This window comes from Pantoea sp. B9002 (assembly GCF_013385945.1).
Lineage (GTDB): Bacteria > Pseudomonadota > Gammaproteobacteria > Enterobacterales > Enterobacteriaceae > Pantoea.
Genome location: NZ_JACAPA010000011.1, coordinates 24,199 through 46,053, shown reverse-complemented (window position 1 = coordinate 46,053; position 21,855 = coordinate 24,199). Strand labels below are relative to the sequence as shown.

Sequence of the window (21,855 nt, the reverse complement as noted above, 5' to 3'; positions counted from 1 at the left end):
AGGGTTTAGCTGGCGCGCGCCAGAGAGAGCGATTGCAGAATTTGCTCTACTACGCGATCGGGCGATTGCATCGCGTTGACTTCATGATGCGCGGTTTGACGATACAGATGAGCACGCTCACGCAGGATATCGCCCATCTCTTCGGCAATCGGGCGGCCGGTTAACGTGGGACGCTGCGCCGCTTCCGGCTGATGTTCCAGACGATCCGCCAGCACTTCTGAGGGCGCATTCAGCCAAATCACCTGACCGTGTTCGCGCATAAAGCGACAATTCACGTCAGCCAGCACCATGCCGCCGCCGGTGGCGATGACCGTATTCGGTGCGGTGACTGCGCGCAGCGATTCCGTTTCGCGGGCGCGGAAACTATCCCACCCTTCAGACGCCACAATCTCCGCCACGCTGCGTTGCGTAGTGAGTTGCAGATAGTGATCGGTATCGTTAAAGGCATAGCCCAGCGCTTGCGACAGCGCCTGGCCAACAGTGGTTTTACCGCAACCGCGTGCGCCGATCAGATAGATGGGTAATGACATCCGGGCTCATCCTCCGCCGTAATGTGCCGCACGGGCAACGTCATCAGGTCAATAATGCGTCGCATAATACCTGGATTTTATTTTATCAGCCACCCGCGAGGCACGATTTACGCGTATTTCAGTCACATCTTAAGCTAGTCGTTTGATTAAGCAGCGAAAAACAATGCATGAATCGTGCATCAGGCCAAATGTAACAGCGGCCAACATTTCCTTACCAGGCCGCTGATTTACTTTCTTTGGTCGCGCCCTCATATATGAGGCATACCTTAACGGAGGGTTCCCCATGCAAAGCGAAGAACAACAACTTATTGAAAACCTGTTCAGCCGACTGAAACAGGCTGAGACGCAAAGCGGTCCGCGTGATGCGGGCGCAGAGCAGTTAATCAAACAGCATTTACAGAATCAGCCCGGCGCGCCTTACTACATGTCGCAGGCGATCCTGATTCAGGAAGCGGCGCTGAAAAAGCTCAATGCGCAGGTTACGGATCTGGAAAATCGTCTGGCGCAGGCGCAGCAGCAACAGGCACCGCAGCAGAGCAGCGGCGGTTTTCTCTCCAGCCTGTTTGGTGGCGGATCGCGCCCGGCGGCGCAACAGCAGCCAGCGTGGGGGAATCCACCGCCGCAGCCACAACAGCAATATGCGCCACCACCACAGCAGCAATCTGCTGCGCCGGCAGCACGCGGCACCGGCTTCCTCGGCGGCGCGTTGCAGACGGCAGTTGGTGTGGCGGGTGGCGTGGTGATGGCGGATATGCTGACCAGCATGTTCCACCATTCACAGCCGGAAGAGATCGTTAACATCATCAACGAACCGGCGCTGCCGCAGGTGGATAACAGCCTCGACACCTTTAACGGCAACGACAGCAACAATGCGTTCCTGAATGATAACTCGGGCTGGGATAACAACCTGGCGGACAACAATGATTTCGGTGACTTTGGCAGTGGTGGCGACTTTGACGACGATGACAGCTTCGTCTGATTAGCGCTGACGTAACCACTTATCCAGTTCGTTGGCGAACAGTTGGCGGTCGCGTTGGCTTAAGGTCGACGGGCCGCCACTCTGAATCCCGCTGGCGCGCATCGTTTCCATAAAGTCACGCATGGTTAAGCGCTGACGAATGGTGTCTGTCGAGTAACGTTCTCCACGCGGATTCAACGCCGCAGCGCCCTTCTCCAGCACTTCTGCCGCCAGCGGAATATCGCCGGTGATCACCAGCTCGCCGGGCTGCACCCGTTTCACAATCTCGTTATCGGCCACATCGAATCCCGCAGCGACCTGCAAAGTTTTCAGCCACGGCGATGGCGGCACCCGCAGCGGTTGGTTGGCGACAAAAGTCACGGTAATTTTGGTGCGCTCGGCCGCGCGGTACAGCACTTCTTTGATGACATTGGGACAGGCATCGGCATCAACCCAAATCGACATGATGACTCCTTTTTCACAGACAATGGGGCTGATCTTGCCGTGCTGCGGCAGAATGGCAACTGTTTTTGCTGCCCGCCCGCCTTGTTATTAATCCTCGCTGACGTAAGCTTACCCCCACAGAAAATGAACCACTTAGAGGATAAAGCGATGCTGGAGAAGAAAATCGGGTTTGTCGGCTGCGGCAATATGGCGAAAGCCATCATTAGCGGACTGGTCAACAGCGGGCAGATCGCCCCCGCCAATATCTGGGTGTTCGACCGTAAGCCCGCCACTAATCAGGCGATGGCGCAGCAATATGGCGTCACTGCCGCAGACAGCGTGGAAAGTCTGGCGCGCGAAGTGGATATCCTGTTTGGCGCAGTGAAACCCAATGTGATTCTCAAAGTGTTGAAAGATCTTGCCGGCCAGCTGAAAAAAGATGTGCTGGTGGTCTCGATTGCCGCAGGCGTGACGCTTGATTCTCTGGCGTCGGTGCTCGGCCACGATCGCAAAATCATCCGCGTGATGCCCAACACGCCATCGCTGGTCAACGAAGGCATGACCTCGGTGACGCCAAACGTGCTGGTGGAAGCGCATGAAGTGGATGAAGTGGTGGGGATTTTCGAAAGCTTCGGCAAAGCGGCGGTGGTGAATGAATACCTGATTCACGCGGTGGTTGGCGTGAGCGGATCAGCGCCAGCGTATGTGTTTATGTTTATCGAAGCGATGGCCGATGCGGCGGTGCTCGGCGGCATGCCGCGTGCGCAGGCGTATCAGTTTGCGGCGCAGGCGGTCAAAGGTTCGGCGCAGATGGTGCTGGAAACCGGCAAGCATCCGGGCGAGCTGAAAGATATGGTGTGCTCGCCAGGCGGCACCACCATTGAAGCGGTGAAAGTGCTGGAAGAGAAAGGCTTCCGCGCCGCGGTGATTAACGCGATGCAGCAGTGTATGGCGAAGTCAGAGGCGTTGAGTAAGCAGTAATCGGTGCGCTTTGCCCCTCACCCTAACCCTCTCCCGCAAGCGGGAGAGGGAACTGATCGAGCATGTGGCAACCTTCCGCAAGCGGGAGAGGGAACTGAGGGCATGTGGCTGCGTCTCCCTCTCCCTGTGGGAGAGGGCCGGGGTGAGGGCATCAGGCCGCAGAGTACGCCTCATACAACGCAATCCCTTGCGCCAGCGTCATGGGCTGCTGCATCTCCTGCATCAGCGCGGCCGTCAACTTATACAGCCCGGCAGAACACACCGCCGCAATCATCCCTTCCTGACAATAGAAAGCGATAAACTGCTTATTCTGCAGCGATCCCAGCAACCGGTAATCATCCCACTCTTCCGCATGCCCCAGGTACTCATAGCGGGTACCGTAATGCGCGGTCCAGAAGAACGGCACGCGGTCATACAGGATCTGTTTCCCTAACATATTCAGCGCCGCGATGCGCCCTTGCTGGTGCGCCACGCGATAGTGCTCAATGCGTTGCGGGCCCTGCACCGACGGATAACTGGCGATATCACCGGCCACCCAGATGTTATCGGCCACGCGCAGCTGGCTGTCGGTCAGCAAACTGCCATCCTCTTCCAGCGGCAGGTCGTGGATGAACTTGGTCGCCGGCACCACGCCTGTGCCAAACAGCACTAAGCTGGCATCGACTTTTTTGCCACTCTTCAGACGCACGGCGCTGACGTTGCCCTCGCCTTCCAGCGCCACTGGATCGCCTTCCACAAACGTCACGCCGTTGCTGCGATGCAGATCGTAGAAGTGGCGGCCAATCTCTTCGCCAAACTGTTTAGCGAATGGCAGCGGATGACGCGCAATCACCGTGACATCGATATCACGATTACGCAGCGATCCCGCCATCTCCATGCCAATAAAGCTGTTGCCGATAATCACCAGTTGCTCGGTTTTATCGACCTCTTTGAGTAGTTCATCAGCCTGATTAAGCGATCGCAGCAGATGCACGCCGTTGAGATCTTTACCCGGTATATTGAGCGGTTGCGGTACGCCGCCGCTGGCAATCAGCAGTTGGTCAAACTTCACTTGCTGACCGCCTTTGAGGATCAGCGTTTGCTCAAGTGCTTTAAGCTGCTCGACATCGCCCTGAATCCGCTCTACCGTGCCCAGCACATCCTGCTTTAGCAGCTTCGGTACATCCTCAATCGCCATTTTGCCTGACGGCACGAATTTGCTCAGTGCGGTGCGATCGTAAGGCGCGGCCGATTCCCGCTCGATCAACAAAATATGCCCGCTAAAACCTTCATCGCGTAGCGTCCAGATCGCCGCGCTGCCCGCCGCGCCCGAGCCGAGAATCACGCAGACCGGTGACTCGCCTTGTGCCGAGGGCGCACTGGCGGGCGACATCGCTTGCGGGCTGACCAGCACTTTGCCTTGTTCGATGCGCACCGGATAACGCTTGAGATTCGCCAGCGCCAGCGGCTCGCACATCTGTCCATCCTGCAGCTGAAACACCGCTTTGTGCCACGGACAGATCAGCTTGTCGCCACACACCGCACCCTGCTCTAACGGCGCACCGGCGTGCGGACATTTGGCCTGAAACGCCTGCACACGTTCATCGTCACGAATCAGCACCACATCGGTGTCGCCGACGGTAAATTTGGTGGGTTTGCGCTGCGCCAGCGACTTGAGTTCCACGACTGTTTGATAGCTCACGTTAGGCCTCCTTTCTTCTGGTTTTTGATGTGAACAGCAAATCCCTACAAAGAGTAAGCCTGGCAAAGCGTGGTGATTTGTCCGCAACAACAAAGCGCAGCGGCAGGTAAGTGTTTGTTTACTATCTAAAGATAATCTGCATTATCCCGCCACACCGCAGCACCTTGCTTCACACAGCCGCGTAACGCCACGCTGCCATCCGCCTGAGCAGCAAGCAGCAGCACATCGGCGGGTGCGCCGCAGGCCAAACCTTGTTGCTGCGGCAGATTGAGCTGCCGCGCCGGACGTACTGACGCCATCTCAATCGCCTGCGCCAGCGTCGCCAGCTGATGGCGCAGCAGGAAGTTCACGCCCTCCAGCAAACCACGCGCCGATCCCGCCAGCAGCTGCGGCGCATCGGCGATGCTCAGGCGTCCGCTGGCGCTGAGCTGCACGCGGCCGCCAATCGCGGTGTCGTAGATGCCCGGCGGCTGCCCGGCGAACGAGGTGACGTCACTGACCAGCAGCGCCTGCTCGCCTTTGGCACGCAGAAACACTTTCAGCACGTCCGCCGGCAGATGATCGCCATCGGCAATCAAGGTGGCCGTCAGCGCATCTTCCGCCAGCTGCTGCCAGATGTAATTGGGATGGCGTGGCAGTTGCAGATGCGCGCCGTTGCCGAGATGGGTGGAGAGCGTGGCACCCGCGTCAACCGCCGCATGAATTTGCGCTGGCGTGGCAGACGTGTGCCCAATGGCGACACGCACCTGCTGCGCCACACAATGTTTGATCAGCGCATCGCTGTGCGGCCATTCGGGTGACAGCGTTAGCAGGCGAATATGCTGCTGTGCGGCCTGCTGCCAGCTGTCGTACAGCGCGATATCCGGTGCCCTAATCGCCTCGCGCGGATGCGCACCGCGCGGCCCATCTTCAGGCGACAGAAAAGGTCCTTCCAGATGAAAACCGGGCACGGCGCGTGCCACGTCAGGATGATGCTGGCGTGCGCTGGCGAGTCGCTGCATCGCCTGCGTAATCTCCCCCGGCATGGCGGTGATCACCGTCGGCAGAAAGCTGGTGACACCCTGCTGCCACAGTGCGCGCGTGGCGTGCAGCACATCCTCTTCGCTGAAAGGAAAATGGTTGAAATCGACGCCCTGAAAGCCGTTGACCTGCAGATCGACCAAGCCCGGCGCGAGGATGACCTCATCTTCCAATTCGTTTAGCGCGCGCACATCCATGATGGTGCCGTGCTCAATCTCCAGCTCAATCGGTTGCAGCGTGCGGTAATCGCGGCCGCGCAAAATGAGGTTAGTCAAAGGTCACCTCCGGGCAGGCATCGCTGTCGGTATAGAGCGTGCAATCGGCATGCTGGCGCAGGCACGTCGCCGGACACGCGGTGGAGATCGCATCCTCAAGCGTTGCGCGCACCGCCGCGCGTTTGCTCACACCCGGCACCATGCAGAACAGCCGCGCGCCACTCATCAAGGCGGGAATCGTTAGCGTTACGGCATGCGTCGGTACCGCCTCGAAAGTGGCGAAACAGCCATCGTTGACCTGCTGCTGGCGGCAGGCATCATCCAGCTGCACCACCTTAACGGTGAAAGGATCGCTGAAGTCAGCCACCGGCGGATCGTTGAAGGCTAAATGGCCGTTCTCGCCAATGCCAAGGCACACCGCATCAATGGGCGCGGTGTTAAGTTTTGCCGCGTAATCCGCACAGATCGCGGCAGGATCGCCGCAAGATGGCATCAGATGGACTTCGCCAGGCTGCACCACATCAAACAGCTTCTGGCTTAAAAAGTGGCTGAAACGCTGCGGCGCATCCGCATCCAACCCGATGTACTCGTCCATATGAAAGGCGTGAATGCGCGACCAGTCGATATCTGTGGCCGCCACCAGCGCGGCGAGAAACTCGTTTTGCGAGGGCGCGGCGGCAAACACCATGCGCACCACATGCTGTTCACTCAGGCGTTGACGCAGAAACGCGGCCACATCCTGCGCCGCAGCCGCACCCAATGCCGCGCGGCTGGCGAAGCGTTTGATGCGTAAGCGATCTCGGGTTCCCTGTTGTAAGAGCGTCATGTTATCCCTCCTGAGAGACGTTGCTTTTGTGCGCCCAGCGCTGTTCGGCGGGCGCATCCTGATCCTGATTAAGTGCGTTCAGCAGTTGATCCACTTCCGGTCGCACCGGCGCGCGGCGTAACCAGCCCATCACCACAAACAGCACCAATGAAGACATCACCGGCGCAGCCACCACGGTGGCGGTGCTGACATCGGTAAAGACAAATTTCACGCAGAAGAAAGTGCCCACACCGATCGCCCAACTCACCAGCGCGGCGGCGCTGCCGCTGCGACGAAATGCCGGCAGCAAACCCAGCAGCATGGGAATGGAGATCGGGCCGACTAAGCCGCCAAACCAGATGATCAGCAGCGACAGCACGCCGCCGAAGTGGCTGGCGTTCATGGCAATCACCAGCGTGGTGATAATGAAGATAAAGGCGGTAAGTCGCGCCACCAGCAGCGAGCTTTTACCGCGCTGAAAGTGTTTCGGCAGCATGCCGGGCAGGATATCGCGCGTCACCACGGCGGTAATGGCGTTGGCGTCCGACGAGGTCATCGACAGCGTGTGGGTAAACATCGCCACCAGCACCAAACCCACTAAGCCATTTGGCAGCAGTTCCATCGCCATCATCGAATAAGAGCGCGACGGATCGCTGAGATTGGGAAACAGCAGCGGCGCCGCCCACATCGGCCAGAACAGAATCAGCGGCCAGATGAGATAGAGCGCGGCGGAGAGGCGCGCTGCTTTGCGCGCATCACGGCCAGCGGGCGCGGCAATAAAGCGCTGCGCCAGATTCCAGGTGCCGCCGTTGTAGCTCAGCGTATAGATGACGAAATAGGCGAGAATAAAGCCGATGCTGTACGGCTCCTGAATGATCTGCGTATGGGTTGGCGGCAGCCGCTGCCAGATGGTGAACAGCTCAGCAAATCCGCCGAGATGCACCGCCACCGCTACCACCATCACAATCGCGGCGACAAACTGCACCACGAACTGACCGAAGTCGTTGCAGGCATCCGCCCACAATCCGCCCATCACGGTGTAAAACAAACTCAGCGCGCCAGATACACAAATGCCAATCAGCGGATCGAGTCCGGTGAAGACGTTGATGATCACCGCAATCGCCGCCCACTTCGCGCCGACGTCAAAGGTTTTCAGCAGCACCCCGCTCCACGCCAGCACCATTTGCGTTGGCAGGTTGTAGCGCGTGGCAAGATATTCCATCGGCGATTCGATGTTCATATAGATACGCAAGCGCGCCCAGCGCGGCGCAAACAGGCGTGAACCTATCAACACCGCGATAGCGATGGGAAACGCCCACCAAAAATAGATGGTGATGCCCATGTTGTATGCCACCGCCGCATAGGCGACAAACACCGCCGCGCTGTAGCCCGACATGTGATGCGACACGCCCGACAGCCACCACGGCATTTTGCCGCCGGCCGCAAAGAAATCACGCGTGCTGCCCACCTTGCGCATCGCCCACAGGGTTATAGCCACAATCATCAGCGCATAAAGCGCCATCACAGCATAATCAAGCACATTCATAGCAGACTCCACAGGTAAAGGCTGCCCAACGAACGGTCTGGCTTCGCGGGGATTGAGCGGATGGAATAATTAGTCACCACTTAGGACTAAAGCATCCTGGCAGCGTTATCGGTGCGATTTTGTGATGAGGATCCTGATATGAGTTTTTCCTCTGACGTGATAAGTAAAATTGAATATGTCTGCGCCGCAGCTTACAGCAATAAAAAAAGGGTTCACGCTAAACATGAACCCTTATTACTTTTCACGCATGAGTGATTTAAAATGGCGACGATTTATCGCTAATTAAATCAGCTTTTCTTCAGGCACGAACTCATAAACGTTTTACGTGCATCGCCGGTGAGCTTTTTATCGCCCGCATCAGCATTACAGGTTTTCATCTTCATTTGTTGCGGCGTCATACTGCCCATTTTGCTGTCTTTTTTCAGACAGTCACTCATAAAGCTTTTACGCGCATCGCCTTTCAGATTTTGTGTACCGGCGCTCTGGTTACACAGGGTCATTTTTTCCTGCTGTGCAGTTTTCTCTGCCGCACTCGCTCCGCCTGCAATCAGCAAGCCTGCTGTCATTATTGCCAAAAGACACGATTTCATTACCGGATTCTCCGTAGCATTATTGCTCTCTAAGCATGGCACGGAATAAGCAAATACGAGAAATCGATAATGACAATTGCCTGCAAAAACAGGCGATAGTCGTTATACGCGGGGATGATGCAGCAACTTCTCTACGTAATTACGCAGCATCGTAGTATCGGGCGTTTCAGCAGCGGGGGCGATGGGCGGCATGGCTACTTTAATAGCGGCCTCAATATCGTGGAATTGTTCGGGATTCAGTTTGCGCAGCATCGCGGTTAACACGATTTCTAGCGCCTCAACCTGAACCACTAATTCTTTAGACTCTTCTTCTTTTTCAGCCAGCTTTAGAAGGAGTTCCGCAATCAGGTTTTTCATGCGACAAGCTCAATGAGAGAAGAAAAACAGACGTTAGCATTGAGCTGAATAAAACAACAAGGATTTTTAAGTGTTTTCAGAAAAAAACAGCCAAACGGCAGAATAAAAAAAACCGGCTAGATTTCAATATGTAATGGCGAAACGTTTCTCTGAACGCTTAATGGCGAATTGAAACGTTTCGCTTATTCTATTTATTAACGTTGGTGCTAATTAGCGGGGCCCCATAAAGCCGCGTCCCGGACCGCCGCCACCATGACCGCCGCCCCAACCGCCGCCACCCGGAGGTGGGAAAATACAACCGCTCAGCGCGGTAACCAATGCCACAACTGCGGCGATTTTAAACATACGGACCATAATTACCTCGGAATGGTGAAATCGGGCTGAGTGTATGAGGCCGCATCGGGCACGACAATACAGAATTCTCCGCAACCCGGCGCTATTCATCTCTGCTCACCACGCTTAACAATTTACTGGCACTAAAGCGGCAAAAACATCACACGGGCGGCCTAGATTGATGCCAACGCGCTGCGCAAAATCGTTTTTGATCGCTTTACAGCCGGTGCAATTTCACGCAATGTGAGCGCATTACAATAAATGAGATCTTATCATGAGCTTATCTGCTGTCTCCCTGAGTGAAATTCTGGCGCGCCGTGACTGGGAAAACCCGGTGATCACCAGCCTTAATCGGCTGGATGCGCATCCGCCGTTTGCCAGCTGGCGCGACGAAATCAGTGCGCGCGACGATCGCCCTTCGCCTTCGCGCCAGTCGTTGAACGGCCAATGGAACTTCAGCTACTTCACACAGCCGGAAGCGGTACCGCAAAGCTGGCTGCTGCAGGATTTGCCTGGCGCACATGCGCTGCCGGTGCCCGCAAACTGGCAGCTGCACGGCTTTGACGCGCCGATTTATACCAACGTGCAGTATCCGATTCCGGTGACGCCGCCTTTAGTACCGCAACAGAATCCCACTGGATGTTACTCGCTCACATTCAATGTTGATGCTGGCTGGCTGCAACAGGGCCAGACGCGCATCATCTTTGATGGCGTGAATTCGGCCTTCTTCCTGTGGTGTAACGGTCAATGGATCGGCTATTCGCAGGACAGCCGCCTGCCCGCCGAGTTTGATCTCACTAAGGCTTTGCAGCCCGGCCAGAACCGTTTAGCCGTTATGGTGCTGCGCTGGAGCGATGGCAGCTATCTGGAAGATCAGGATATGTGGCGCATGAGCGGCATCTTCCGTGATGTCAGCTTGCTGCATAAGCCGGAGACACAGCTGGCTGATGTGCAGATTGAAACTGCGCTGAGCCCGGAATACCTGCGCGGCGATCTGCGCGTCAGCGTCAAAATCCACGCCGGCGATCGTCAGCCCGCGCAGTGCCGCTTGCGCGTCAGTTTGTGGCGCGGCGATAGCTGCATTGGCGAACAGGAACAGTCACCCGGCAGCGCGATTATCGACGAACGCGGACATTATCCCGAACGCGCCCTGCTGATCTTGCCGGTCAACCAGCCGCTGCTGTGGAGCGCCGAAACGCCGCATCTCTATCGCGCGGTGGTGACGCTGCTGGATGAAAACGGTGCCGTGATCGAAGCCGAAGCTTACGACGTCGGTTTCCGCCGCGTCAGCATTGAGCAGGGTCAACTGTGCCTGAACGGCAAGCCGCTGCTGATTCGCGGTGTGAACCGCCATGAACATCACCCGGAAAACGGTCAGGTGGTTAATGAAGCCAGCATGCGCCGCGACATCGAGCTGATGAAGCGCCACAACTTTAACGCGGTACGCTGCGCGCACTATCCTAATCATCCGCTGTGGTATCGCCTGTGTGATCAATACGGTTTGTATGTGGTGGATGAGGCCAACATCGAAACGCACGGTATGCAGCCCATGAATCGCCTCTCCAGCGATCCCCGCTGGTTCGCCGCCTACAGCGAGCGCGTTACGCGCATGGTGCAGCGCGACCGCAATCATGCCTGCATCATTATCTGGTCGCTGGGCAACGAATCGGGGCACGGCAGCACGCACGATGCGCTCTATCAATGGGTGAAAAGCAGCGATCCAACGCGTCCGGTGCAGTACGAAGGCGGCGGCGCCAATACGGCCGCGACCGATATCGTCTGCCCGATGTACGCGCGCGTCGATCAGGATCAGCCTTTCCCGGCGGTGCCAAAGTGGTCGCTGAAAAAGTGGATCGGTCTGCCGGGCGAAACGCGGCCATTGATTCTGTGTGAATACGCGCACGCGATGGGCAACAGCTTTGGCGGATTCGCTAAATACTGGCAAGCCTTCCGCCAGTTCCCACGCTTGCAGGGCGGCTTCGTCTGGGATTGGGTCGATCAAAGCCTGACGCGCTACGACGACAACGGCGAAGCCTGGCAAGCCTACGGCGGGGATTTTGGTGATACGCCGAACGATCGTCAGTTCTGCATGAACGGGCTGGTTTTTGCCGACCGCTCACCGCATCCGGCGCTGTTTGAAGCTCAGCGCGCACAGCAGTTCTTCCAGTTTCAGCGGGACGCTAACAAGGCGTATCGCTTTACCGTCAGCAGCGAATATCTGTTCCGCCGCAGCGATAACGAAGTGCTGCGCTGGTCAATCGAGCAGGATGGCGTTGCCATCGCCAGCGGTGAATTGCCGCTCGATCTCGCCGCACAAGGCAGCCAGACGTTTACGCTGCCGGCGAATGAAGATTTGCAGGGCAACGCGTGGCTGAATCTGGCGGTGCATCAGGTCAACGCCACGCCGTGGTCCGAAGCGGATGCGCGCGTCGCCTGGGATCAGTGGCCGCTGCCCGCTGTGCTGCCGGTGCGCGTTGTGGAGATCGGTGCCACCGCGCCGGAACTGATCGCCAATCACGATCTGGTGGCGGTGGTTGTACCGCAGCAGCGCTGGCACTTCTCACGCCGCAGCGGCGAGCTGGTGCAATGGTTTGTTGATGATGAAGAAACGCTGCTGACGCCGCTGCAGGAGTGCTTTATTCGTGCGCCGATTGATAACGATATCGGCACCAGCGAAGCCGCCAATGTTGATCCCAATGCGTGGGTCGAGCGCTGGAAACGTGCGGGCTACGATGAGTTGGAATCGGTGCTGGTGGATATGCAGGTCGATAGCCTGAAACACAGCGTGCTGATTGAAACCTGGCATCAGTGGCTGGCCAACGGTCAGCTGGCTTTTACCAGCCACAAACGCTATCAGATCAATGCTAACGGCGAGTTATCCATCAGCGTCAATGTGCAACAGGCCGCCGGTCTGCCGCCGCCGGCACGCATCGGGCTGCGCTGCCAACTGGCGAAGTCGCCGCAGCAGGTGAGCTGGCTCGGTTTGGGCCCGCACGAAAACTATCCGGATCGCCAGCTGGCGGCGCAGTTCTCGCGCTGGCAGTTGCCGCTGGCGGCGCTCAGCACTGCGTATGTGTTCCCCGGTGAAAATGGCTTGCGCTGCGGCACGCGTCAGTTACAGAGCAATGGCTTGCAGGTGAGCGGCGACTTCGCCTTTTCGCTCAGTCGCTTCAGCCTTGAACAGCTGCGCGCAACCTCGCATCGCCACTTACTGCAGCAAGAGGATGGCTGCTGGCTGCATCTTGACGGCTTCCATATGGGCGTCGGCGGTGATGATTCATGGAGCCCAAGCGTTAGCCCGGAGTTTTTGCTTTCTCAGCAGCGCTGGCACTACGCGCTGACGTTGCGTCAGTAGGTTTTTCCACGCTTTCACGCTGGCTCAAAGGTGGAGTCAGCGTGGTTTTCGGGCGGCGATAGAAGCGGCGCAGGAAGATCACGTTGACCAACACCACCATCGCCGTGGCGAAGAACACCCAGCGATAGCCGGTTGCCGCCGATACCGCCGCGCCCAGCAACGGACCCGCCACGTTACCCAGATACATAAACGATTGGTTGTAACCGAAAATGCGCCCGGTGACGTTATCGCGTGAATGCCGCACCAGCAGCGTTTGCACCGCCGGCATCATCGCGCCGTCGGCAAATCCCAACAGGAAACGCAGCACGCCGAGCTGCGTCGCGCTGGTGACAAACGACATCGCCACCAGCAGCAATAACGACACCATCATGGTGGCGAGCAGAATGCGTTGCGTGCCAATACGATCGCCGAGTTTACCCAGCCGTGGCGCGGAGATCAGCGCCGATACGCCCGGCAGCGCGGCGATCACCCCGCTGAGAAACGCGATGTTCTGCGCATTCGGTGCCAGCTCGCGCACGAACAGCGTCAGAATGGGATTCACCGATCCATTGCACATCTGAATCACCATGGTGGTGAAGAACAGGCAGATCATTAAGCGCGGATTATCCAGGGTGCGAAACACGTCGCGCCCGCTCAATTTGTCCTGCTTGCTGACCGGCGTATAACCGGTCTCTTTTATCAGGAATAAAGTGACGAGGAAGCTCACCATCAGCAGCACGGCGGTGACGATAAACACCATGCGCAAACCGAGCCAGTCCGCCAGCAAACCGCCAATCATCGGCCCGAGAATAACGCCGCTGATCTGCCCGGTGGAGACACAGCTCAGCGCCCAGCCGCTGCGTTCGCGCGGTACCTGCGCCGCCACCAGCGCCATCGCATTGGGAATGTAGCCGGACGTGAGGCCCATCAGCGCACGCAGCAGCAACAGTTGCCACGCCTGAGTGACAAACGCCTGCAGCAGAATCACCGCGCCCATGCCGAACGAGGCGCGCAGCAGCATCAGCTTGCGCCCTTTACGGTCAGCAAGGCTGCCCCACAAGGGCGCGACGGCGGCAGAAACAATGAAGGTGACGCTGAAGGTGAGCCCTGACCATACGCTGAGCGCGTTACCGCCACGAATCCCGAGTTCTTCTACATACAGCGGCAGGAAGGGAATGATCTGACTGATGGCGAGTCCGGTAAAAAAGCAGCCAAACCAAACGGATATCAGATTAACTTTCCAGGACTCGATGGAGCGTAACATGGGCGTGGGCATCAGCAGAATGAAACAGGGGTTCAGTCTAACAATCTCATAACATTACCGGACGGCAAAACATGGCATGGACGAAAAAACGCAGTTTTACACTGTCGAGCGTGATTCTGCTCACAGCAAATCATGTCTGAGTGCCGTTTTTTAGTGTCTTTATGTGCTGAAACCCTGCTTGCCGCAAGATAAGCGCATCGCAACTGCAGGCAAACGTGAAAAAATATGTCTACACGTTACTGACAATATTCCACACCGCATCTATGTTTAAAAAACCACCAGTTATCACTGGCGACGCGCTGTCTGTTCTGGACAGTCCGCATGATTAAACCCAATTTCCCCATGCTGCCATTATCCGGCGGTGGGCATCGTTGTCTCTGCGGAGGTCAGCTATGAGAACCCAGCCAAACAGCGCCAGTCGGGCGATTACCGACTACTTCAATAGCCCAGCCTGGCATGCACCGCATGAGAGCGACATGTTGGCGGCGATCATGCGCGAACTGATGGATGACGGACAGCCAGCCACCAGCAAAGCGATTATTGCGCGCGTGATCGATAAGCTGGAATTTGAAGGGGATGAACAGCAGCTGCAGAGCTATCGCAACTTACTGGCAAAACTACTGGAATCGGGGCCGCAGAAATAGCGGCCCACGCCACTATTTTACCGCACGCAGATGGTCGGCTTCGCTGACAAACGCCTTGCCGCTCTGACGCTGGTACAGGCAGAGTTCGCGTCCGACCTGATTTTTCATGTGCTTTTGCGGATAGCGACCTTCCAGCAGCAGCGCATCAAAGCCCACGCTGTCGTCATACTGAATCGGCTTACCCACCACTTTCACTGTCTTCAGGCCGCTGGCCTTGAGACAGCTTTGCTGCATATTTTTGTCGTTTTGCTGCCATGCGGCTTCGCTCGACGCCTGCGCTAACGGGCTCAACAACAGCGTTAACAGCAGCAATTTTCCACTCTTTCTCATCATCACTCCTCCATCAGCCTTGCAGGCCGAAAGATAAAAAAATTCCCGCCGAAGCGGGAAGAAATAAGACGAGCATTGCATATTCGAGAGTGACGAGGAAATCTCCGTAGTGCGCAGTTATCCTCGCCCGGCGCTGTGACAGCCAGATGACAATGCAATGTCGTTTTGGTGTTATCCGCAGTACACCCGGGAAATCTTACCGCTTTGATCCGCCGCGAAATTCACCCGACGCAGATTGAAATCCATCGTTACCGCTGAATTCCACGGAATAGCACGCACCGGGACGTCGAAGCGTTTGTTGTCGAGCGTCGATAATGGCTGACCAACGTAGTTTTGGTATTGCGATGCGCCGCACTGATCGGTTTCCGGATCGTGGCTGGCAGCAGCGCTGGCGTCAGGTTTGCTGGCGGACTGGCAGGCGGTCAGGGCAAAAAAGGCCGTTACCAGTAGCGCTTTTCCATAATGGGTCACAAGTTTCTCCTCCTGGATAAATAGACAACCGGTTTTTGAGAGTAGCAAAGCGTGACCGTGAAGCGGAAATTTTTACAGCAGATTGGTCGCATAAATCAGCTTAAAAGCGCGATCTTCCTCTCAAAAGTTAGGATTAATCGCACGCACTGTCTAAAAATCAATCTGCCAGCCACTACAATTGACTAAGAATTTTCTTAGCGAGGAGGCAATGATGGAACTGGTGATTTTTGTTGGCTTCGCGGCTCTGATGACGTTTGTTGCGATCAGAGTGCGTTAATAAGCCACCGCACATTTCGTAGCGGCGCGATTTATCGCGCAATGAATTGCGCCGCTACAATGTGTGCAAAATTAATTGACGGTTTCCTCTTCCTGTAACCGCGCATTAAATGCTGCCAGCGGCATCGGGCGGCCGAGGAAATATCCCTGCCCTTCTTCACACGACAGCGCTTTCAGCTCCTTCAGCTGTGCTTCGGTTTCAATCCCTTCTGCAGTAATGGTCAGCGCAAACGCGCGTGCCAGGCCGACAATCCCCGCCACCACCGATTGCGCCTGCTGCGATTCCGGGAACTCCTTCATCCAGGAACGATCAATCTTCAGGCCGTTGAACGGGAAGGTTTTCAGATAGCCCAACGCCGCATAGCCGGTACCAAAATCATCCACCGTCAGCCGCACGCCGAGCGCGCGCAGGCCTTGCATGATCTCCAGTGCGCGATCCGGATTCTCAAAGGTGACGTTTTCGGTGATCTCCAGCTCCAGCCGCGTGGCCGGTAATCCACTCACCTCCAGCGCATGCGCCACGCGCTGCACCAGATCGTTATTACGAAACTCCACCGGCGAAATATTCACGGAAACATAGCGCTGTTCGCCCCAGTCGCGGGCGTCCACGCATGCGCGCATCAGCACCCAATCGCTGATCGCAGCGATCAAGCCGTTCTCTTCCGCTAACGGAATAAAGCGATCGGGCGTGATCCATTGATCGTCGGCTATCTGCCAGCGAATCAGCGCTTCCGCGCCGGCCAGCTGCCCGCTTTGCAGCTGATAGCGCGGCTGGTAATGCAGCGTGAAGGCGTGATTGTGCAGCGCGCCTTCAATCGCCTGCACCATGTCGCGTTTTGACTGCAGATGGTTCGCCATATCGGTGGAGTACCAAACCCACTGATCGCGTCCGGCACTGCGCGCCTGAGCCAGCGCAATATCGGCCAGGCGTAACAGCGCTTCCGGATGAGCCGCATCCTGCGGTGCTGATACGATGCCCATGCTCGCGGTGAGGCTGATCTGATGCGATCCGCTGATGATCGGTTGATGCACCATGCGCTGCAGCGCACGACAGCGATATTCCACGCCAGCACGCGTGCTTTCGCGCAGCAGCAAAATAAAGGCATCGCCGCCGAGCCGGGCCGCCAGTTCATTCGGAGCCAGCAAGCTTTTCAGCCGTTTCGATATCTCATTCAGCACCTCATCACCCACCGCGTGGCCCCATGTATCGTTGATCGGTTTGAACTGATCGAGATCGAAACTGATAACAAACAGCGGATCATCCGCGCTGACGCACTCCAGATACGCGGTTAAATACTCCTGCAGCTGCATGCGGTTCGCGAGGCCGGTCAGCATGTCATGACGTGACAGAAACTGAATGCGCGCTTCGGCATCCACTTCATGGGTGATATCCGACACCGTGCCGCGAAAACCCGAGCGCAGGCCGTTACGCCGAATGGCTTTGGCCATTAACTGCCCAATGCGGCGCTCGCCGTTGGCCGACATAAACTGACAGCGCAGCGGCACATGTTGCACCTCTTCGCCCTGACGCATCAGCCAGGAGACCAGCGAATGGCTGGGATGGCTCAGCAGTTGATCGAGCGGACGACCTATCCAGCTTTTCACTTCATGGCCTGTCACCGCAGCAAAGCGCGACGAGAGATAGCAGAGACGGCCCTGCGCGTCGATTTCCCAGATCCAGTCCGACGCCGCTTCCGCCAGATCGCGAAAACGCTCTTCGCTGTTGGCTAACTCACGCTGACTGATCGCCAGCATTTCAAAGCGACGATCGGAGATCACCGCGTTGTGCAGCGCATGGCGCAGCACGCGACGCGTCACCAGCGCCACCGCCAGCGCGGTGAACAGCAGCAGCGGCATCATCAGCCAGATCACGCCGAAGCCGGGATTTTTCGGCTGCCAGCGCAGCACCAGCGGTTCGCCCTGCAGCACCGGCTCCACCAGCCGTGGCTCAAACAGCGCATCGTTTAAACCGCTGGCGATGCGCGGTTCAATTACATTCAGGGATTTGCCCAGCGTTTGCAGTTTCTGTGGATTGAAAATGTTGACAAACACCATCACCGAAGCGGGGCCGGGAATCGTCGGCAAATCTGGCACTTTGCCCGGCGTAATCGGCGCGGCCACCAGAATGGCCGGATTGTTCTCCACCAGCGCATTACGCGCTACGGCGTCATGCAGTGAGCGCGCGGTGCTCAGCAGCACATTGCTTTGTGCGCCGATCCAGCTCTCTAAAGTAACATCGGATAATTTGCCGCGAATCACCGCATAGCGGGTTTTCCCTTTGCCATCCACCACGAACACGCCGTCGTAGTGATACTCCTTGTAAAGCCCCGGACCAAAGTTCTCTTCGTCCCACGCCCAAACCTTATTCACCGTCAGATGCAGGTTTTTCCAGCCTTCGCCCCAGTTAGCGTAATCGCGCGCATCGACCAGCATCTCCTGCTGCTGTTGCTGCCACGCCTGACGCATCAGATTGGCATCCTGCTGGATCGAGTCGATGTTTTGTCGATGGGCGATAACCAGCACCATCACCACAGAGAGAAGCAGTACGCCAAACAGCAGCGAGGACAAAGTGCGCAGGCTGCGCCGCGTCACCCGTACCGTGTGTGCTTCCATATTGGCCCTGGCGGCCAGCGCCGCGTGCCGGTGAAACTCAGAATTCATGCGCATTGCTCGTAGAATACAGGCAGCAAAAAAAGGCGGATGACAACGCAGACTGCGCACATCTCCACCCTGTAAGGGTTTGATCGGTTATCGGCCCCGAGCGCCGCAGATTTAGTCTTGTTGGTGGAATATTTGAGCAGCGCAAATGTGCAGCACGCCACCTCGACAGGGATGATCGGCGTTGCTACTATGCGCTCTCCTCTGCTCGCTGAGTCGCCTATGGACACCCAATCCGACAAAGTTACGTTAACGCTGTTCTACGTTGGTAGCTTTGTGGTCTATTACCTTGTGACCATGCTGGTTACGCTGTTTCCCAATTACGGGATGCTGCGTACCAACGGCTTGCTGATGCCGGTGCTCTGCCTGGTGGAGTTTGCGGTGATCTATCCGCTGTACCGTTTTTACTGTCAGCGTCGCAGCGACATTCCGCTGGGCTTTGTGCGTCCAATGCAGGCGCTGCTGTTTATCGGTTTGCTGTTTGCTTTGATGGTGGCGCAGACGCAGTTTCTGCAACCCGAAGGCTGGCTGATTGCGCAATCGCAGCAGGGACGCAGCTCGATGCTGATTCTGCTGCTCACCGCTGTATTGCTGGCACCGGTGTTTGAAGAAGTGCTGTTCCGGGGATTTTTACTGCAAGGTTTTCTGCTGTGGGCGCCGAGAAGTCGTTTTGCCTGCATGCTGCTCACTTCCCTGCTGTTCGCCGCGATGCATACTCAATATGTGCACTGGGAAACGCTGGTCGCCTTAACGCTGTTTTCTATGCTGCTGTGCTACGCGCGTTTGCGCAGTAATAGCCTGGCGCTGCCGATTTTCCTGCATACGCTGAACAACCTGATCGCTATCCTGCCTGCCTGGTATTTCGCCTGATCAAAGCAAAACAGCCATCCTGAGATGGCCGTGAAGAGTGCTTACACCTGCGTCAAACCGCCATCCACACAGATTTCTGCGCCTGCAATGTAGCTGCTCTCGTCACTGGCGAGGAACAACGCGACGTTGGCCACTTCTTCAGGTTTGCCCATTCTGCTGAGCGGAATAGTGCTGGTGATGCCGTTGCGCACCTCTTCAGAAGCCGCCTGCATCATATCGGTATCGATCGGGCCGGGCGCCACCACGTTAATACGGATGCCGCGTGCAGAGAGTTCGCGCGTCCAGGTGCGGGCAAAGGATCGCAGCGCGGCTTTGCTGGCGCTGTAAACGCCGTAACCCTGGGTGCCAATCACATCGGCAATCGATCCAATCAATACCACGCTGGCGCCCGGATTCAGCAGCGGCAACGCCGCCTGCAGGGCAAACACCGGCGAGCGCACATTGAGGCCGAAGATTTGGTCAAAATGCTCAACGCTAATCTCATCAATGGTGGCGTACTCCGCCATGCCCGCGTTGATCACCAACACATCCAGCTGGCCGGATTCACGCTGGATGGTCTCGATAATGCGCGTCAATTCACTCTGCTGGCTCACATCGGCACGCAGTGGATGCGCATTGCCGCTGATGCTGCTACTGGCGGCCTGTAACTCTTCGTCACGGCGCGAGGTAAACCAGGTCGTAGCGCCCTCACTGGCAAAACGCTGGCTGATTGCCAGACCAATTCCCTTTGCGCCGCCCAGTACCACCGCCACTTTGTTATCCAGTCTGCTCATCTGCTCTCTCCTGTTTGGGTAGAAAGTAGATGGTATATATTTTATACTTAATAACAATTACGCACTTTGTTTATACCAGATATCGCGGAGTATATCGCCATGGCAGAGATCGACGGTAACAGCTTGAGAGATGTAGGAAAAACCCGGCCGGTGCTGGAGCACATCACCAATAAATGGTCGATTTTAATTCTCACCGTGCTTTGTACTAAGCCGTCGCGTTTTAATGAGATTCGTCGTCGGCTGGATGGCATCACTCACAAAGCGTTGGCGGATGCGTTAAAGCGGCTGGAGCGCAATGGGCTGGTGAATCGCGAAGTGCTGAACACCGCGCCAATCGGTGTGGAATACAGCCTGACGCCGCTGGCGCAGACACTGCAACAACCGTTTATCGCGCTGTATGACTGGGCGCTGGAGCACGGTCCATCAATGGAACGCGCGCAGGAAGAGTACGATCGCACCCACACGGATGAGCTCGCGTAGGGTCGCCATTCATGGCGACCCGGTGCGCATTAATGCGCACCCTACGAAAATCATGCTGCGGTGTTTTAGGGTCGCCATTCATGGCGACCGCAGGTGAAAAAATTACTCTTTTTCCGCTTCGAAATGGTTTTTGAACTGCTCGTAGATAGAAATCATGTTGGAAGCATCACCGTGCAGCGGGCTCAGTTTTCCCGCGCGCACCAGTTCAATCACCAGTTGCAGGGCGGCTTGTTTTGGGCTGCTGGCTGGTTGGGCAATTTCGTTCGACATGTTAATTCACTCATCGTTTTTATCAGGGCCGCATAGTTTAGCCCAGATTGAGCTACGGTTGCGCGCTGCGATGGGTATAATCTTGCCAGCCGGACAAGAAAGCCGCTCAGGGTGATAATTGACTCTCAACGCGTTTAGCTATACTGGATCAAAAAAGGGAACGACCAGCCACACATTCCGTACCAGCGAGAAGGTGTTAAAGGAGTCTGATTATGCTGATTGGTTTTGTTTTATTAGTGAGCGCGTGTGGGCATGATGCCTGTGATGCCTTGCCGGTTTCGGAGCGTATCTATCCGACCAAAGTGGCCTGTGAGCAGATGGCCGATCGCATCCATAAAGTCCGGCCAAACGTGGTCTTACTTTGTGGCGAAGTGCACCGTTAATTCGGTGCCAGTTTTATTACAGTCGCGCAAATATTAGCCAAACGGCATTGCAAGAATGGGTTGTAGCGTTCAAAATATAAGCTGCTTTTCACTATCACCGTTGTGAATCCAATGAAAACATCTCGCCCCCGTCGTCCAAACGGACGCTGGGTTTACTACATTTTGTATGATGGCATTCTCTGGCCCTGCCCCGTACGTTGGGAATGGGAAAGCGGCTTCGGCGGCTGGCTGCCATTCTATTTCTCGCCCACGTTTGAGTTCGTGGCGGGCGATCCACGCAAGGCGTATCGCATTGCGCGCAGCAGCGTGCGTAACGCGCGCCAGACAGACGGTGAGTTCGCCTGATTGATTAGCCAATCTGCCACGGGAACCACGACGCCGTAAGCAGGTAATGCAGTAACTCCAGTACCAAAATCACCATCACCAACACGCCAAGCTTGTGACTGCTGATCCACTCCTTCAGCCCCATATCATCGCCGCCCAGCGAATCAGCATCAGCGCACCGCAGATGCACAACAGCACCACGATCATTTTCCAGTGTTTGGTTGCAGCCAGTTTTTTTGCCACGCATCCTCCAGACGACAGAAAGCAACGATGCGCCCTAAGGCGCACCGTTGATTCTAACGCTGGTCACCCATTTGG

General features: G+C 56.7%; 24 protein-coding genes. 8 read left to right on the top strand and 16 right to left on the bottom strand.

Annotation, left to right across the window (positions count from 1 at the left end; translation table 11 throughout):
• Positions 1-5: 5 nt before the first annotated feature.
• Positions 6-530, bottom strand: a complete 525-nt coding sequence (aroL, locus tag HX773_RS08835; protein WP_176971233.1) for a shikimate kinase AroL — start codon at positions 528-530, stop codon at positions 6-8.
• 283 nt (positions 531-813) lie between these two features.
• Here aroL and HX773_RS08830 point away from each other — a divergent pair, with 283 nt between their 5' ends.
• Positions 814-1,509 (top strand): DUF2076 domain-containing protein, encoded by a 696-nt coding sequence (locus tag HX773_RS08830; protein ID WP_176971232.1) that lies wholly within the window; start codon positions 814-816, stop codon positions 1,507-1,509.
• On the opposite strand, the gene HX773_RS08825 is transcribed toward HX773_RS08830, so the two are convergent.
• Positions 1,510-1,953, bottom strand: a complete 444-nt coding sequence (locus HX773_RS08825) for a YaiI/YqxD family protein (RefSeq protein WP_176971231.1) — start codon at positions 1,951-1,953, stop codon at positions 1,510-1,512.
• Positions 1,954-2,100: 147 nt separating this feature from the next.
• On the opposite strand from HX773_RS08825, the gene proC reads away from it, so the two are divergent.
• Complete coding sequence (proC, locus tag HX773_RS08820) at positions 2,101-2,913, top strand: pyrroline-5-carboxylate reductase (protein WP_064740399.1); 813 nt, start codon at positions 2,101-2,103, stop codon at positions 2,911-2,913.
• Positions 2,914-3,064: 151 nt separating this feature from the next.
• Here the strand turns inward: proC and HX773_RS08815 are convergent, their stop codons facing one another.
• The 7 genes from HX773_RS08815 to HX773_RS25780 form a co-directional block, all read right to left on the bottom strand.
• Positions 3,065-4,594, bottom strand: coding sequence for an FAD-dependent oxidoreductase (locus HX773_RS08815; RefSeq protein WP_176971230.1), 1,530 nt, complete (start codon positions 4,592-4,594; stop codon positions 3,065-3,067).
• A 125-nt stretch (positions 4,595-4,719) separates the two neighbouring features.
• On the bottom strand, positions 4,720-5,889 hold the full coding sequence (locus HX773_RS08810; RefSeq protein WP_176971229.1) for an N-acetylglucosamine-6-phosphate deacetylase: 1,170 nt from the start codon (positions 5,887-5,889) through the stop codon (positions 4,720-4,722).
• Positions 5,882-6,655 carry a 6-phosphogluconolactonase gene (locus HX773_RS08805; RefSeq protein ID WP_176971228.1) on the bottom strand — a complete coding sequence of 258 codons (774 nt, stop codon included), beginning with the start codon at positions 6,653-6,655 and terminating at the stop codon, positions 5,882-5,884. The genes HX773_RS08810 and HX773_RS08805 overlap by 8 nt, the downstream gene beginning before the upstream one ends.
• Before the next feature lies 1 nt (position 6,656).
• Positions 6,657-8,180: a sodium:solute symporter family protein gene (locus tag HX773_RS08800; RefSeq protein WP_176971227.1), complete on the bottom strand. Its 1,524-nt coding sequence runs from the start codon at positions 8,178-8,180 to the stop codon at positions 6,657-6,659.
• A gap of 287 nt (positions 8,181-8,467) precedes the next feature.
• On the bottom strand, positions 8,468-8,770 hold the full coding sequence (locus tag HX773_RS08795) for a PsiF family protein (protein WP_176971226.1): 303 nt from the start codon (positions 8,768-8,770) through the stop codon (positions 8,468-8,470).
• Between the two features lie 102 nt (positions 8,771-8,872).
• Positions 8,873-9,127: an anti-adapter protein IraP gene (gene iraP / locus HX773_RS08790; protein ID WP_176971225.1), complete on the bottom strand. Its 255-nt coding sequence runs from the start codon at positions 9,125-9,127 to the stop codon at positions 8,873-8,875.
• Positions 9,128-9,337: 210 nt separating this feature from the next.
• Positions 9,338-9,481, bottom strand: coding sequence for a hypothetical protein (locus HX773_RS25780; protein WP_218168197.1), 144 nt, complete (start codon positions 9,479-9,481; stop codon positions 9,338-9,340).
• A gap of 253 nt (positions 9,482-9,734) precedes the next feature.
• Here HX773_RS25780 and HX773_RS08785 point away from each other — a divergent pair, with 253 nt between their 5' ends.
• Positions 9,735-12,815, top strand: coding sequence for a beta-galactosidase (locus tag HX773_RS08785; protein ID WP_176971224.1), 3,081 nt, complete (start codon positions 9,735-9,737; stop codon positions 12,813-12,815).
• Here HX773_RS08785 and HX773_RS08780 read toward each other — a convergent pair.
• Positions 12,754-14,058 (bottom strand): multidrug efflux MFS transporter, encoded by a 1,305-nt coding sequence (locus HX773_RS08780; RefSeq protein WP_176971223.1) that lies wholly within the window; start codon positions 14,056-14,058, stop codon positions 12,754-12,756. The genes HX773_RS08785 and HX773_RS08780 overlap by 62 nt on opposite strands.
• A gap of 392 nt (positions 14,059-14,450) precedes the next feature.
• Here HX773_RS08780 and HX773_RS08775 point away from each other — a divergent pair, with 392 nt between their 5' ends.
• Positions 14,451-14,702 carry a biofilm development regulator YmgB/AriR family protein gene (locus HX773_RS08775; RefSeq protein WP_101762483.1) on the top strand — a complete coding sequence of 84 codons (252 nt, stop codon included), beginning with the start codon at positions 14,451-14,453 and terminating at the stop codon, positions 14,700-14,702.
• Positions 14,703-14,714: 12 nt separating this feature from the next.
• Here the strand turns inward: HX773_RS08775 and HX773_RS08770 are convergent, their stop codons facing one another.
• The 3 genes from HX773_RS08770 to HX773_RS08760 form a co-directional block, all read right to left on the bottom strand.
• A complete protein-coding gene (locus HX773_RS08770; protein WP_176971222.1) occupies positions 14,715-15,032 on the bottom strand; it encodes a hypothetical protein in 318 nt (105 codons plus the stop codon).
• A gap of 171 nt (positions 15,033-15,203) precedes the next feature.
• Positions 15,204-15,503 carry an I78 family peptidase inhibitor gene (locus HX773_RS08765; RefSeq protein WP_176971221.1) on the bottom strand — a complete coding sequence of 100 codons (300 nt, stop codon included), beginning with the start codon at positions 15,501-15,503 and terminating at the stop codon, positions 15,204-15,206.
• Between the two features lie 348 nt (positions 15,504-15,851).
• On the bottom strand, positions 15,852-18,440 hold the full coding sequence (locus HX773_RS08760) for an EAL domain-containing protein (RefSeq protein WP_176971220.1): 2,589 nt from the start codon (positions 18,438-18,440) through the stop codon (positions 15,852-15,854).
• A gap of 219 nt (positions 18,441-18,659) precedes the next feature.
• On the opposite strand from HX773_RS08760, the gene HX773_RS08755 reads away from it, so the two are divergent.
• The gene (locus HX773_RS08755) at positions 18,660-19,307 is read left to right on the top strand and encodes a CPBP family intramembrane glutamic endopeptidase (protein ID WP_101762487.1); all 648 of its coding nucleotides are present in this window, start codon (positions 18,660-18,662) and stop codon (positions 19,305-19,307) included.
• Positions 19,308-19,348: 41 nt separating this feature from the next.
• Here HX773_RS08755 and HX773_RS08750 read toward each other — a convergent pair whose 3' ends face one another.
• Positions 19,349-20,080 (bottom strand): SDR family NAD(P)-dependent oxidoreductase, encoded by a 732-nt coding sequence (locus tag HX773_RS08750; RefSeq protein ID WP_176971219.1) that lies wholly within the window; start codon positions 20,078-20,080, stop codon positions 19,349-19,351.
• Positions 20,081-20,179: 99 nt separating this feature from the next.
• Here HX773_RS08750 and HX773_RS08745 point away from each other — a divergent pair, with 99 nt between their 5' ends.
• Positions 20,180-20,560, top strand: coding sequence for a helix-turn-helix domain-containing protein (locus tag HX773_RS08745; RefSeq protein ID WP_176971218.1), 381 nt, complete (start codon positions 20,180-20,182; stop codon positions 20,558-20,560).
• Positions 20,561-20,662: 102 nt separating this feature from the next.
• On the opposite strand, the gene HX773_RS08740 is transcribed toward HX773_RS08745, so the two are convergent.
• Positions 20,663-20,830 (bottom strand): hypothetical protein, encoded by a 168-nt coding sequence (locus tag HX773_RS08740; RefSeq protein ID WP_167391189.1) that lies wholly within the window; start codon positions 20,828-20,830, stop codon positions 20,663-20,665.
• A 212-nt stretch (positions 20,831-21,042) separates the two neighbouring features.
• Between HX773_RS08740 and HX773_RS08735 the strand changes: the two genes are divergently transcribed.
• Together HX773_RS08735 and HX773_RS08730 are read left to right on the top strand one after the other, a co-directional pair.
• Positions 21,043-21,213, top strand: coding sequence for a hypothetical protein (locus HX773_RS08735; RefSeq protein ID WP_007887091.1), 171 nt, complete (start codon positions 21,043-21,045; stop codon positions 21,211-21,213).
• Positions 21,214-21,324: 111 nt separating this feature from the next.
• A complete protein-coding gene (locus tag HX773_RS08730) occupies positions 21,325-21,558 on the top strand; it encodes a hypothetical protein (protein WP_176971217.1) in 234 nt (77 codons plus the stop codon).
• Between the two features lie 114 nt (positions 21,559-21,672).
• Here the strand turns inward: HX773_RS08730 and yniD are convergent, their stop codons facing one another.
• Complete coding sequence (gene yniD, locus HX773_RS25895; protein WP_021507251.1) at positions 21,673-21,780, bottom strand: small membrane protein YniD; 108 nt, start codon at positions 21,778-21,780, stop codon at positions 21,673-21,675.
• Positions 21,781-21,855 lie beyond the last annotated feature (75 nt).

Coding starts and splice junctions, on each gene's coding strand:
- aroL (WP_176971233.1), bottom strand. CDS start 530: ATGTCATTACCCATCTATCTGATCGGCGCACGCGGTTGCGGTAAAACC.
- HX773_RS08830 (WP_176971232.1), top strand. CDS start 814: ATGCAAAGCGAAGAACAACAACTTATTGAAAACCTGTTCAGCCGACTG.
- HX773_RS08825 (WP_176971231.1), bottom strand. CDS start 1,953: ATGTCGATTTGGGTTGATGCCGATGCCTGTCCCAATGTCATCAAAGAA.
- proC (WP_064740399.1), top strand. CDS start 2,101: ATGCTGGAGAAGAAAATCGGGTTTGTCGGCTGCGGCAATATGGCGAAA.
- HX773_RS08805 (WP_176971228.1), bottom strand. CDS start 6,655: ATGACGCTCTTACAACAGGGAACCCGAGATCGCTTACGCATCAAACGC.
- HX773_RS08800 (WP_176971227.1), bottom strand. CDS start 8,180: ATGAATGTGCTTGATTATGCTGTGATGGCGCTTTATGCGCTGATGATT.
- HX773_RS08795 (WP_176971226.1), bottom strand. CDS start 8,770: ATGAAATCGTGTCTTTTGGCAATAATGACAGCAGGCTTGCTGATTGCA.
- iraP (WP_176971225.1), bottom strand. CDS start 9,127: ATGAAAAACCTGATTGCGGAACTCCTTCTAAAGCTGGCTGAAAAAGAA.
- HX773_RS25780 (WP_218168197.1), bottom strand. CDS start 9,481: ATGGTCCGTATGTTTAAAATCGCCGCAGTTGTGGCATTGGTTACCGCG.
- HX773_RS08785 (WP_176971224.1), top strand. CDS start 9,735: ATGAGCTTATCTGCTGTCTCCCTGAGTGAAATTCTGGCGCGCCGTGAC.
- HX773_RS08780 (WP_176971223.1), bottom strand. CDS start 14,058: ATGTTACGCTCCATCGAGTCCTGGAAAGTTAATCTGATATCCGTTTGG.
- HX773_RS08775 (WP_101762483.1), top strand. CDS start 14,451: ATGAGAACCCAGCCAAACAGCGCCAGTCGGGCGATTACCGACTACTTC.
- HX773_RS08770 (WP_176971222.1), bottom strand. CDS start 15,032: ATGAGAAAGAGTGGAAAATTGCTGCTGTTAACGCTGTTGTTGAGCCCG.
- HX773_RS08760 (WP_176971220.1), bottom strand. CDS start 18,440: ATGAATTCTGAGTTTCACCGGCACGCGGCGCTGGCCGCCAGGGCCAAT.
- HX773_RS08755 (WP_101762487.1), top strand. CDS start 18,660: ATGGACACCCAATCCGACAAAGTTACGTTAACGCTGTTCTACGTTGGT.
- HX773_RS08750 (WP_176971219.1), bottom strand. CDS start 20,080: ATGAGCAGACTGGATAACAAAGTGGCGGTGGTACTGGGCGGCGCAAAG.
- HX773_RS08745 (WP_176971218.1), top strand. CDS start 20,180: ATGGCAGAGATCGACGGTAACAGCTTGAGAGATGTAGGAAAAACCCGG.
- HX773_RS08740 (WP_167391189.1), bottom strand. CDS start 20,830: ATGTCGAACGAAATTGCCCAACCAGCCAGCAGCCCAAAACAAGCCGCC.
- HX773_RS08735 (WP_007887091.1), top strand. CDS start 21,043: ATGCTGATTGGTTTTGTTTTATTAGTGAGCGCGTGTGGGCATGATGCC.
- HX773_RS08730 (WP_176971217.1), top strand. CDS start 21,325: ATGAAAACATCTCGCCCCCGTCGTCCAAACGGACGCTGGGTTTACTAC.